Genomic DNA, 12,523 nt, shown 5'->3' on the forward strand with positions numbered 1-12,523 from the left:
GCGTGCATTTCAATCCCCAGCCTGCAACGAGACCGAGAGCCTGCCATGTCAGCTTCGATGCCATCGCGCCCAGCCGTGCGCGCCTTCTACGAGGATCGGACCGGCAGCGTCCAATACGTTGTCTCATGCCCGGCGACCGGTAAATGCGCCATCATCGATCCGGTGCTCGACTACGACGAGAAGTCGGGTGCCACGGCGGCGCGTTGCGCCGATGAGATCCTCGCCTATGTCCGCGATCGGGGGCTCGCGGTAGACTGGATACTGGACACCCATCCGCATGCCGATCACTTTTCGGCGGCCCACTATCTCAAGATGCGGACTGGAGCGCCGACTGCCATCGGCGAGCGCGTCGTGGATGTTCAGCGTCTCTGGAAGGAGATCTACGGCTTTACCGCAATGCCGGCCGACGGGTCGCAATGGGACCGTCTGTTCGCGAGTGGCGATACGTTCTCGGTCGGCGAGGTCCCGGCTCGAGTCGTGTTCTCGCCGGGGCACACCCTCGCGTCGATAACCTATCTGATCGGCGACGCGGCATTCGTTCACGACACCTTGTTCATGCCGGATTCGGGCACGGCGCGCGCGGATTTTCCGGGCGGTGACGCGAGGGCGCTCTGGCATTCGATCCAGGCGATCCTCGCGTTGCCGGATGAAACGCGCGTCTTCACCGGCCACGATTATGGACAGGGCGGCCGCGCACCGCTCTGGGAGAGCACCGTAGGCGAGCAGAAGGCGCACAACACCCATATGGTGGCCGCTGCGGACGAGGCCGCCTTCGTGCAGATCCGCCAGCGGCGCGACGCGACGCTGCCGATGCCCAAGCTCATCCTGCATGCCCTCCAGGTGAACATCCGGGGCGGCCGCCTGCCAGAACCGGAGGCGAACGGCCGGCGCTACCTTCGCATCCCGCTCGACGCGCTGGAGGGGGCGGCCTGGGACTGACGGGCCAGCGCTTCGTCACGACCCGTCGCGGACTTATGGGCGCCTCAGGGCGCGGTCGACGCGCGCCGCCTGAGCCGCCCCTATCGTCGTCATCGCGCCATGAATCGGCTGGACCCGCGATCGTCCGCTTCCGCCCCCTCTCCGGGCGAAAGCGGATTGGCGGAATTCCACCCCTCCGAGCCGCTCACGCAGGCGGTTTGAGGAATGGCTGCTTCGGAGAATAACGGACAGGAAAGCGGCCCGCCGAATCGCTCTCAGCGATCCGCGGCCGGCATGATTGACACGTGCGCTGACACCACCTTCCAGCCGAGACCGGGCAGGCGCATCCAGGTCTGGCTCTGACGCCCGATGCCGGGCTTGCCGCGCGGCGTGAACTCCAGATTGACCGTGGCGAAGTCGCTCCCGAGCGTCAGAATCTCCAGCCGGATCCGCGCCGCCTTGGTGCCGCCCGACGGCGGATCGGCCGCCACGCGGGCGGCGTGGATCTCGGCGAAGCCGTAGCAGTTCTCGGCCAGCGCGTAGCGGATCGTGTGCGGACTGTCCCAGAAGGTCGCGTCGAGGACGGCGACGTCCTTCTCGACGAGCGCCTGCTCGTAGCGCTCGAACAAGGCCGCGATCTCGGCCACGATCTCCGGCCGGTTCACCGTCACGTCCATTCAACCCTCCAGGGCGACCGCGGTCCGGATCAGATCGAGGTCGGTCCCGCGCGCACCGATGATCGACAGGCCGACCGGCGCGCCATCGACGGAGGCGCCCGGCAGATTGACCTGCGGGACGCCGGTGAGCCCGCCGTGGCTGGTCAGGCAGGCGATGCGCTCCCGCACGGGCTGCAGCGCGCCGAGCGGCAGCCCGCGCAGGGGCGCCGGGAACGGGGTGGTCGGGAGGCACAGGATCGTGCCGGGGGGCAGGAGCCGGGCGAGGCGGGCCCTCGCCTCGATCCGCATCAGGCTGGCCGCGCTGCGCTCGGCCTCGGTCATCATCGAGCCCTGGATCAGCGAGCGGGCGACCGAGAAGGCGAGGCGCGGGTTGCAGGCATCGAGCCAGGGCTCGAAGGTCTGCCACGCCTCGCTGCTCTGGAGGACGCGCTGCGCCCGCTGCCAGACGGACAGGCCCTGCGGCGCGAGCGTCACGTCGCACCGGTTGCCGATCAGGGCGGCCAGGCGGGCGATCTGCGGGGCCAAAGCCTCCTGCACGGCGGGGTCGGCGAAGCCGAGCGCGTCGGCGGCCACGAGCAGCGTGTGCGGCAGCTGGTCCGGTATCTTCTGATCGAACAGCACCGCGCCGACCCGCGCGAAGGTCGCCGCGTCCCGGGCGAACCAGCCGCAGGTATCGGAGCTCGGCGCCTGCACGCAGATCCCGAAAAAGTCGATCCGGCCGTGCGTCGGCCGGATGCCGTAGAGGCCGCAGAAGCTCGCCGGCACGCGCACGGAGCCGCCGGTATCGGTCCCCAGCGCGAAGTCGCAGGCGCCCGACGCCACCGCGGAGGCCGAGCCGCTGGACGAGCCGCCAGGCACCCGGTCCGGCATCGCGGGATTGAGCGGCGTGCCGTCGTGGGCGTTCTCGCCGAGGATCCCCAGCGAGACTTCGTCGGTGACCGTCTTGCCGACGACCGAGGCGCCCGCATCGAGCAGCCGCTGCACCACGCCGGCATGGCGGGCCGGCGTCGGGTAGACCCGCGGCCAGTCCGGGTTGCCGCCCCCCGTAGGCGTGTCGGCGACGTCGATCAGGTCCTTGACGGCGAAGGCGAGGCCGGCGAGCGGCCCCGTCGTGTTGCCCGCGACGCGAACACGCGGCCCGGGCAGGAACGGGTCCGTCGAGAGGGGCTGCGCGGTCGTCATGCGGGGATCGGTTCCTGCCACTGCGCGCCGGGCACGGCGGCGAACAGCGCCTTGGTGTACGGGTGCTTCGGCGCGAAGAAGATCTCGGAGGTCGGCGCGACCTCGACCACCTGCCCGGACCGCATGACGGCGATCCGGTCGCAGACCTGCAGCGCGACCCGGAGATCGTGGGTCACGAACAGCATGCTGAGGTGGAGCTGCGCCTTGATGTCGGCGAGCAGCGCCAGGACCTGCGCCTGCACGGAGACGTCCAGGGCCGAGACCGGCTCGTCGGCCACCAGGATCTCGGGCTTCATGGCCAGCGCCCGGGCGATGCCGATCCGCTGGCGCTGGCCGCCGCTGAACGCGTGCGGGTAGCGCTGCGCCGCCGCGGGATCGAGGCCGACCAGCGCCAGCATCTCGCAGGCCTGGACCCGCGCGATCCCGGGCTCGGTGCCGTGGATGATCGGCCCCTCGGCGACGATGTCGACCACGCGCTGGCGCGGATCGAGGGAACCGTAGGGATCCTGGAACACCATCTGCACGCGCCGGCGGTGTGGGCGCATCTGGCGGCGGCTCAAATCGGCGACGCTGTGCCCGGCGAGGATGATCTCGCCGCCGTCGACCGGCATCAGCCGGGTGAGCGCCCGCGCCAGCGTGCTCTTGCCCGAGCCGCTCTCGCCGACGAGGCCGAGGGTCTCGCCCCGCCTCAGCGAGACGTCTACGCCGTCGAGGGCCCGGGTGACGCGGCCGCCGAACAGGCCGCGGGCGCCGTAGGTCTTCTCGACCCGCTTGGCCTCCACCACCAGGGGGGCGGTGCTGGCGGCGCGGCGCGGCGGCGGCGCGAGCTTCGGCACGGCGGCGAGGAGCGCGCGCGTGTAGGGATGCTTCGGGGCGCCCAGCACCGAGGCCGTTGGCCCCTGCTCGACGAGGACGCCCTTCTGCAGGACCGCCACCGTGTCGGCGATGTCGGCCACGACGCCGAAATCGTGCGTGATGAACAGGACGCTCGTGCCGTGCTCGCGCTGCAGCTCGCGGATCAGGGAGAGGATCTGCGCCTGCGTGGTGACGTCGAGCGCCGTGGTCGGCTCGTCGGCGATGAGCAGCCGCGGGTTCAGCGCCAGCGCCATGGCGATCATCGCCCGCTGGCGCTGGCCGCCCGAGAGCTGGTGCGGGTAGGCGCGCAGGAGCCGGGCCGGGTCCGGGAGGTGGACGCTCGCCAGCAGCGCCAGGATGCGCGCCCGGCGGTCGGCGCGCCCGAGCCTCGTGTGGATGCGCAGGACCTCGTCGATCTGCCGCCCGATCGTGTGGAGCGGGTTCAGGGCCGTCATCGGCTCCTGGAAGATCATCGCGATCCGCGCGCCCCGGACCTTGCGCATCTGACGCGGGGTGATCGCGGCGAGATCCGCGCCCTCGAACAGGATGCGCCCGCCGGCGACGCGCACCCGCGGTTCCGGGAGCAGGCCGAGGATCGCGCGGGCCACCATCGACTTGCCCGATCCGCTCTCGCCGATCAGGCAGGTGACTGCGCCGGGCCGCAGGACGAGATCCAGATCGGTGACGGCATTCGAACGGTCCGCGCCGGGCGGCAGCGCGATCGTCAGCTTTTCGATCTCGAGGACGGCGTCGCTCATCGCTCTCGGAGCCTCGGGTTCAGGACCTCGTTCAGGCCGTCCCCGACGAGGTTGATGGCGAGGACGGTCAGCAGGATCGCCAGCCCGGGGAAGGTGCAGATCCACCACGCCGACCGGAGGACCGCGCGGCCCGAGCTGATGATCAGGCCCCAGCTCATCACGTTGGGATCGCTCAAGCCCAGGAAGGCGAGCCCCGCCTCGATCAGGACCGCGGTGCCGATCAGCAGCGTGCCGACCGCGATGATCGCCGCGGTGCAGTTCGGCAGCATGTGGCGGAAGACGATGCGGGCGTCGCCCGCCCCCAGGCCGTCGCAGGCCAGCACGAACTCGCGGCCGCCGAGCGCAACGAACTCACCCCGGACCAGCCGGGCGATGCCGGGCCAGGAGACGGCCACGATGGCCACGACCTCGCTGACGAGCGACGGCGACAGGATCGCCACGATCAGGATCGCCAGCACGAAGGCGGGGATCGTCTGGAAGAACTCCGTGAGCCGCATCAGCGCGACCTCGACGCCGCCCCGGTAGTAGCCGGCGAGCCCGCCGATCAGGGTCCCGAGCAGGATCGCCGCCCCGGTCGCGCTGAGGCCGATGATCAGGGAGGTGCGGGCGCCGTACGCGATCTCGGCGGCCACGTCCCGGCCCAGCGTGTCGGTGCCGAGCGGAAACGGGCCGCCCGGCGGCTGGAGGGCGGGGCCGACGAGCGCGAACGGATCGCCCGGATAGAGGAGCGGCGTGAGCGCCACGAGGGCGGCCAGCCCGAGGAGCACCATGGCCCCCGCGAGCGCGAGGCGGTTGCGCGCGAACCGCGCCAGGGCCGTGCGCATCGCTAGAGCTCCAGCCGCGGATCGAGGCAGACGTAGACGAGGTCGACGGCGAGGTTGATCACGACCACGAGGCAGGCCGAGACGAAGAAGATGCCGAGGAGCAGGTTGAGGTCGCGCGACTGGAGCGCGTTGAAGGCCAGCGTGCCGACCCCCGGCCAGCCGAACACCGTCTCGACCACGATCGAGCCGCCGATCAGGTTCCCGGCCTGCACGCCCGCCATGGTGACCACCGGCAGCAGCGCGTTGCGCAGGACGTGTCCGGTCATCACCCGCGCCTCGGTCTGGCCCTTGGCGCGGGCGGTGGTGACGTAGTCCATGCCGACCTGCTCCAGCACGGAGGCGCGCATCACCCGGGCGTAGACCGCGAGGTAGAACAGGGCGAGCGCCACCGCCGGCATGACGAGGTGGCGGCCGACGTCCCAGACCTCGTCCCAGCCCTCGTTGTCGGCGCCGACCGTGTCGTAGCCGCTGGTGGGCAGCCAGCCGAGGCGGATGGCGAAGACCACGATCATCATCAGCCCGAGCCAGAAGCCCGGCGTCGCGTAGGCCACGAGGCTGACCAGCGAGATGACCGCGTCGCGCCAGGAATTGCGCCCGGTCGCGGCCACGAGGCCCAGCAGCGTGCCGATCAGCAGCGCCGCCGCGAAGGCGGTGAGCATCAGCAGGCCGGTGGGCCAGAGCCGGTCGACGATGAGGCTCCCCACCGGACTGTCGTTGCGGAACGAGTAGCCCAGATCGAGGTGGAGCATGTTCAGCAGATAGACGCCGAACTGCGTGGCGAGCGGCTGGTCGAGGCCGAACTTGTGGCGCAGCTGCTCCATGTATTCGGGGCTCGCCGCCCCGCTCTCGCCCGCCAGCACGGAGGCCGCGTCGCCGGGCGCGAGGTGGATCAGGAAGAAGTTGAGCACGACGATGCCGAGCACCACCGGGATGGCCAGCAGCAGCCGGTAGCCGAGGAAACGCGCGAGCCGCACGGGACTACGCGTCCATCCAGGCCCGCTCGAAGGCTTGCTGGGTTCCGAGGGGGCCGGTCGTGTGGTCCCTGAGGCGCCGGTTGAAGACGCTGACGTACTGCACGTCGATGAGCCAGATCATCGGGCTGTCCTCCGCCAGGATCTGCTGGACCTTCTTGTAGAGCGCGGCGCGCTTCTCCGCGTCCGGCTCGCGCGCGCCCTCGCCGAGCATGCGGTCGATCTCGGGATTGCTGTAGAAGGTGTCGTTGACGAAGGTCACGCCCTTGCGGATCTGGCTGGTGAGGAACTGCTTGTTCAGCCCGTAGACCGGGTCGACGCCCTGGCTGAGGAACGGCTCGTTCAGGTCGTAATCGTAGTTGGTGTAGACGCGGCGCAGCCAGGTCGCGGTGTCCTCCGAGCGGAGCGTCACGGCGATGCCCACGATGGCGAGCGCCTGCTTCAGGTACTCGGCCTGCCGCAGCCACTGCTCGCCGAAGGAATTCACCTCCAGGTGCAGGGCGAAGCGGGTCCCGTCCGGGCCGCGCGGGGCGCCGGCCTGATCGAGCAGCCTGTTGGCGATGTCCAGACGGTCCGGCACGTCGTACTGGCGCACGTCGTCGGTGTAGAGGCCGGCGGTCTTGAACTTGCGGCTGAGCGGGCCGGTGGCGGGCTGGCCGTAGCCGAACATCACGTCCTTGAGGATGACCTTGCGGTCGATGGCGTAGGCGATCGCCTGGCGCACGTCCTTCTTCTGGAGCTGCGGGTGACGGCCGTTCAGCTCGAGGACGCTCTGGGCCGGCGTCATCTCGTAGCCCTTGGTCGTCAGGTCGAGGATCGGGTTGGTCTTCATCCGCGCGAGGTCGGCGTAGTTGACCGCGCTGTACCCGGCGAAATGCGCCTCGCCCGCCTCCATGGCGGCCGAGCGCGTGGCCGCGTCCGGGATGAACCGGGCGACGATCCGGTTGAGATACGGCAGGCCGGGCTTCCAGTATTTCTCGTTGCGGTCCAGGCGCACGAACTGGCCGCGCTCCCAGCTCGTGAACTTGAACGGGCCGGTCCCGATCGGCTTGTTGGCGCTGGGGTTCTGGAGGACGTCGGTGCCCTCGAAGACCGAGCGGCACAGGATCGGCAGGTCCCGTCCGGACAGCGCCTTCATGATGTAGGGGGCCGGATTGGCGAGCCGCAGCACCGCGGTCATCGGGTCCGGCGTGTCGACGGCGACCAGCTCCGCGAGCATGACCGGCGCGATCGGATTGTACTTCTTCAGGATCTCCATGAAGGAGTACTGCACGTCGGCGCTGGTGAACGGCTTGCCGTTGTGGAAGGTCACGCCGTCCTGGAGCTTGAACGTGATGGTCTTGCCGTCGGGCGCGACCTCCCACGACTTCGCGAGGTTCGGCTGCGGGTTCTGGTCCCAGTCGTAGGTGCACAGACCCTCGTAGACCTGGGTGGCGATCGGCGGGATGTTGCCCGCCGACACCGCGTAATGGGCCAGGGTCGAGGGCTCGGGATGGACGATCATCACCATCGTGCCCCCGCGCTTCGGCTCGGCGGCGCGCGCGCCGCTCGCGGCGGCCGCGAGGCCGAGGGGAAGCGCCAGAACCGTGCGGCGGGAGAGATCAGTCGCGTCGAACGTGCGGGACAAGCCGGAGGACTCCTGAAGCGTCCAGCCCGTTCGCAACACGCGTGCCATTGAGATGCGATGGAGACGGATCCATTACGCCGCAAGAGTGCGGGTATTATTTCGCGCAACAGTCGCTAACGGTGAAAGATCAAGCATATCATCGAGCCGCCTTCGCCCGATACGGGCATCATGAGGGCCGGTTCGACCGACGGGCGGCGGGCCGGCACGACGCCATCACGACAGCTTCGAGACGATCAGGCGGCGCGCACCCGAATGCGAGGCGGGGGCATGCCCGAGAACCGGGGAAACGCCATCGCCCCGCGTTCGACACGATCACGTCCGTTCCTCGCGCATCCGTCGCGCAAGATTCTCGCCGATCATCACGCAGGTGAAGTGCAGGTTGGCCCGGCAATCGCTCGGCATGATGGAGGCGTCGCAAACCCGCAGCCCGTCCGTTCCACGAACCTTGAGATCGGGATCGACGACCCCGGACGGGTCCTGCCAGCCGGTCATGCGGCACGTGCCGGCCGCGTGCTGGATGTCGCCGGCCTCGGCGAGCATCAGGGCATCGAGCTCGTCGTCCGGGAGGCGCGCGGCGTCGCCGATCGCGAGCGGGCTCTCGCCGAACCGGATCGCCGTCGCGAGACCGGCCAGGGCCGGATGCGCCGCCAGGCCCGCGAGGCGGCGCACCGCGTCGCGCATCCGCAGGCGATCGCGCGGGTCGTCGAGCATGTTCTCGTCGATGACCGGGTTGGCCTCCGGATCGGCCGCGGTGAGGTTCAGAGTCCCGCGCGAGAACGCGTCGTAGAGCCCGACGCCGATCGCGCCCTGCGGCGTCGGTTCCGGACCGGTCAGGGTCCGGTGGTTGTAGGCGACGAGGATCATGTCGCGCTCCCCGCCGCCCGCGAGGCCGCTCGAATAGGTGACGCAGCAATTGGTGTGGCGCGCATCCGGGCCGACGGCGCGGTGTTCCGGCTTCAGATCCAGCGTCGCCCGCAGGATCGGATGGTCCATGAAGTTGCGGCCGACCGCCTCGTGCGCTTGGCCGACGGGGATGCCGAGGGCGCGAAGCGGTTCGGCCGGGCCGATCCCGGACCGCATCAGGATGGCCGGGGAGTGGACGGCGCCGGCGCACAGGACGATCTCCCGGCCCCGGATCTCAGTCCAGGGTTCCGCACCGAAGCGCACGCGCAGGCCGACCGCCCGCCGCCCCTCGAACAGGACGCGGTCGACCAGGGCCTCGCAGCGGATCGCGAGATTCGGCCGGTCGCGCGCCGGTTCCAGGTAGCCGTCATTGGTGGTGACGCGGTGACCGTCGCGGCTGTTGATCGGGTTGCACGAGACGCCCTCGCCCGTCGGCGCGTTGAGGTCCGCCTTCCAGGGATGTCCGGCCGCGAGGGCGGCCGCGCGGAGCCCCCGATCCACCGCGCCCCAGGCCTCCGGCTTCGCGCGATACACGGGGAGCGGACCGCCGCGCCGGGCGCCGTCCTCCAGGCCGAAATCGGCATCGTCCTCGATCCGGTCGAAGAGGGGCATCACGTCCGCGGCCGACCAGCCGGTGCAGCCCTGCGCCGCCCAGGCGTCGAAGGCCGCGGGCACGCCGCGGATCGCGATCTGCGCGTTGACCGTCGAACTGCCGCCGAGCGCGCGGCCGCGCCAGTAGAAGCGGGGCTCCTGCGCACGGGTCCGCCGGCTCATCAGCCCCGGCCACTGCCAGTCCGCCTGATGGGCCGGGTCATACATGAACGGGATGATGTTGGCCGAGCGCAGCGCCGGCGGCGCGTCGGTGGAGCGCCAGTCGCGCCCGGCTTCCAGCAGGAGCACCCGGCGGCGCGGATCCTCCGAGAGGCGGGCCGCCAGAGCCGCCCCGGCGGAGCCGGCGCCGACCACGATGACGTCGTACGGGGCTGCGCTCATGGCTTCGCGACGTTCCAGAAGAGCGGGATGGCGGAGGGGATCAGACCGGTGAGCGCGGTCCGGTAGGCCGCGGGCTGCGCGAACTGGCCGAACGGGACGACCAGCCCCTCGCCGTAGACGATGGTCTGGATCTCGCCCGCGATGGCGCGCCGCTTGTCCAGATCGGGCTCGCGGGCGAAGCGGTCGAACAGGGCGACCATGCGCGGGTCGCACATGAACCCGGAACTCGCCGCGTCCTTGCAGTTGAAGTTGATCGCGGAGTTCGTCAGCGGCGAGCTGAGATCGAGCCCGAGCGCATGGATGCCGAACAGGCCCCAGCCGGCCTTCTTGGTGCGCTTGGCGAGCAGGGCTGCCCAATCCATGACCTGCAGATCCACGGTGAAGCCGGCCTGCTTGAGCCGGTCGGCCAGGATGGTCGAGGACACGCGCGCCGCCTCGAGATCGTTGGCCACCATCACGGTCACCGGCTCGCCCCTGTAGGCGGTCGCCTTCAGAGCGGACCGTGCCGCCGCCACCGAGGGGTCGTGCAGGAGGTCCGTTCCGACATGGGTCTCGTAGGGCGAGCCGCAGATGAAGAAGGCGTCGCAGGTCTGCGAGAAGCGCGGATCGAGGCCGAACCCGTCGAGGACCTCCCGCTGATCGACCAGCCGCAGCAGCACGCGCCGGATCGCCGGATCGTCGAAGGGCTTGGACGCCGTATTGATGCGATAGTGGCCCGTGAACCTGTGCGGGCCGGTGAAGTTCATCACTGCCAAGCCCTTCCTGGACTCCATCTGGGCGATCAGGTCGAAGGGCGCGTACTGCATGTAGTCGATCTCGCCCGCGCCCAGGGCGCCCGCCGCCGTCGCCCCGTCGGGGATGACGCGGATGTCGAGGGCGTCGACCTTCACGACCTTGCCGCCCGCCAGGAAGTCGGCCGGTTCGGGACGCGGCCGATAATCGGCGTTCCGGCGCAGGAGCATGTGGTCGCCGGGGACGTGCGCGGCGCGGTCGTAGACGAACGGACCGGATCCCACGACCTCGGAGAGCTGCGTCGTCGGGGGCGTCGCGGCGAGCCGCGCCGGCATGATGAACGGCGTGGGGCTCGACGTCGTGCCGAGCGTGTCGAGGACGAGGCCGTAGGGCTCCCTTAGCGTCAGCACGAAGGTCCGGTCGTCCACGGCCTCGAGGCCGGCGGTCACGTCCATGAGCCGGCCGCCCAGCGCGCTGCGGGCCGCCCAGCGCTTCAGCGAGGCGACGCAGTCGGCGGCCCGGACCGGCGCGCCGTCGTGGAAGCGCAGCCCCTCGCGCAGGGTGAAGCGCCAGGTCAGCCGGTCATCCGACACCGACCAAGTGTCGACCATCTGCGGCCGGAACACGCCCGTCGCGTCCGGCGCGAACAGCGTGTCGTAGACCATGTAGCCGAAGGTCCGCGTGATGTAGGCGGTGGTGAAGTAGGGATCGAGGGTGACGATCTCGGCCTCCAGCACCGCCTTCACGGTCGTTTCCGCGCGGCCGGAGACCGGCGCGAGCAGCGCCGCGGCCGCGAGCAGGCCGGAGAACCAGGATCGTCTCATGTCGCATTCACCCTTTGCCCGGGCCGCAGAGGCAAACCGGATACCAAGCCGATCGCGCGCGCCGGCTGGCGATCGCGGTGGAGCCGGCATGCGGGAGTGGCCGGTATACGATCGGAGGGACCGTCACGGATGATGCCGTGTTCGCGCGTCGTCGAGCCGGTCACACGGTTCAGGGAACGGGCGGCTTCCGCGAGGGCGCGGGTTCCCACCGGCTCAGGGGTGACGGCGCTTTCGCTCATCGCTGACAGGTGCGGTGCCGTCCGCCTCGACGCGCATGTCCTGACGCTGGCCGAGAGACTCCTCGACCGAGGATGGCCGCCCAGCGTGATCGTGCGTCAGGCTCTGCAGGGCGACTGCACGGCGGCGGCCCTGGGTAGCCGGAAGGCCAGATCGAGCGATCGCGGCGACTTGGCTGATGGGTGGTGGGCCCGGCAGGACTCGAACCTGCAACCAGACCGTTATGAGCGGCCGGCTCTAACCATTGAGCTACGGGCCCGGGAGGCGCCGACGGATAGCCGATCCCTGGCCGGCCGTCACCCGGATTTCGCCGCGCCGCGGGGGCGCCGGAGCCGGGGCGCGGGATCCTGTGTGGCCGGCGCGGTCTCCGGCGCGTCCATCGGCGCGTCCATCGGCGCGGCCACCGCGTCCTTGATCCGCCACAGGTAGCGGGCCAGGATCGAGCGGTACGGCGCGAAGGCGGCCGCCACCGCGGCGGTGTCGGCCCGCCCGGTGAGGCGGCGCAGGCAGCCCACCGCCGCCACGTCGCCCGCGGGCCAGATGTCGGGGTCGTGGAAGTGGAAGATGCCGACCATGTCGGCCGTCCAGGGGCCGACGCCGCGGATGCCGCACAGGATCGCCGCCCGCTCGGCATGCGGCAGGGCGGCGAGGCCGGGTCCGAGGAGGCCCGCCGTCTCGGCCGCCACGATCGCCTGGAGCGCCCGCACCTTGTTGCCCGAGATGCCGCAGGACCGCAGAAGCGCCGCGTCCCCGGCCTCGAACAGGCCCCTCGGGCTCGAGCCCGCGGCCGCGGCGGCGGCCTCGATCCGGGCCCAGATCGCCGCCGCCGCCCGGACGGAGAGCTGCTGGTTGACCACCTCGACGAACAGGCGGTCGGCGACGCACGGATGCACCGGCGGCGCGATCGGGATCGGGCCGGCTTGCACCAGCGCGGCCCGCAGCGGCGGATGGGCGCGCGCCGCGTCCAGAAGGTGGGCGTAGATGGCGGGATCCAGCATCGCCGCAGCCTTACCGGCCCGGGG

At 70.8% G+C, this 12,523-nt stretch carries 10 protein-coding genes and 1 tRNA gene; 1 reads left to right on the forward strand and 10 read right to left on the reverse strand.

From position 1 onward, the window contains the following. Positions 1 to 45: 45 nt before the first annotated feature. Positions 46 to 939: an MBL fold metallo-hydrolase gene (locus ACLBXO_RS17825; protein WP_447686163.1), complete on the forward strand. Its 894-nt coding sequence runs from the start codon at positions 46 to 48 to the stop codon at positions 937 to 939. A gap of 254 nt (positions 940 to 1,193) precedes the next feature. Here ACLBXO_RS17825 and hpxZ read toward each other — a convergent pair whose 3' ends face one another. The 10 genes from hpxZ to ACLBXO_RS17875 all read right to left on the reverse strand — a co-directional run bounded on the left by hpxZ (position 1,194) and on the right by ACLBXO_RS17875 (position 12,499). Beyond that, positions 1,194 to 1,595 (reverse strand): oxalurate catabolism protein HpxZ, encoded by a 402-nt coding sequence (hpxZ, locus tag ACLBXO_RS17830; protein WP_447686164.1) that lies wholly within the window; start codon positions 1,593 to 1,595, stop codon positions 1,194 to 1,196. Further along, positions 1,596 to 2,777, reverse strand: a complete 1,182-nt coding sequence (locus ACLBXO_RS17835) for an amidase (RefSeq protein ID WP_447686165.1) — start codon at positions 2,775 to 2,777, stop codon at positions 1,596 to 1,598. It abuts the gene before it with no gap. After that, entirely contained in the window at positions 2,774 to 4,390 is a 1,617-nt protein-coding gene (locus ACLBXO_RS17840) for an ABC transporter ATP-binding protein (RefSeq protein WP_447686166.1), read from the reverse strand. The genes ACLBXO_RS17835 and ACLBXO_RS17840 overlap by 4 nt, the downstream gene beginning before the upstream one ends. Continuing rightward, complete coding sequence (locus tag ACLBXO_RS17845) at positions 4,387 to 5,214, reverse strand: ABC transporter permease (protein WP_447686167.1); 828 nt, start codon at positions 5,212 to 5,214, stop codon at positions 4,387 to 4,389. The genes ACLBXO_RS17840 and ACLBXO_RS17845 overlap by 4 nt, the downstream gene beginning before the upstream one ends. Positions 5,215 to 5,216: 2 nt before the next feature. After that, entirely contained in the window at positions 5,217 to 6,188 is a 972-nt protein-coding gene (locus ACLBXO_RS17850) for an ABC transporter permease (RefSeq protein WP_043755366.1), read from the reverse strand. A gap of 4 nt (positions 6,189 to 6,192) precedes the next feature. Then, positions 6,193 to 7,812 carry an ABC transporter substrate-binding protein gene (locus ACLBXO_RS17855; protein ID WP_447686168.1) on the reverse strand — a complete coding sequence of 540 codons (1,620 nt, stop codon included), beginning with the start codon at positions 7,810 to 7,812 and terminating at the stop codon, positions 6,193 to 6,195. Positions 7,813 to 8,124: 312 nt separating this feature from the next. Then, positions 8,125 to 9,708, reverse strand: coding sequence for a GMC family oxidoreductase (locus tag ACLBXO_RS17860; RefSeq protein ID WP_447686169.1), 1,584 nt, complete (start codon positions 9,706 to 9,708; stop codon positions 8,125 to 8,127). Then, positions 9,705 to 11,264, reverse strand: a complete 1,560-nt coding sequence (locus ACLBXO_RS17865; RefSeq protein WP_447686170.1) for an ABC transporter substrate-binding protein — start codon at positions 11,262 to 11,264, stop codon at positions 9,705 to 9,707. Before ACLBXO_RS17865 ends, ACLBXO_RS17860 begins: the two co-directional genes overlap by 4 nt. A 420-nt stretch (positions 11,265 to 11,684) precedes the next feature. After that, positions 11,685 to 11,760: transfer RNA gene (locus tag ACLBXO_RS17870), tRNA-Ile, on the reverse strand. Between the two features lie 37 nt (positions 11,761 to 11,797). Then, on the reverse strand, positions 11,798 to 12,499 hold the full coding sequence (locus tag ACLBXO_RS17875; RefSeq protein ID WP_447686171.1) for a DNA-3-methyladenine glycosylase 2 family protein: 702 nt from the start codon (positions 12,497 to 12,499) through the stop codon (positions 11,798 to 11,800). Positions 12,500 to 12,523 lie beyond the last annotated feature (24 nt).

The organism is Methylobacterium sp. C33D (genome assembly GCF_053345825.1).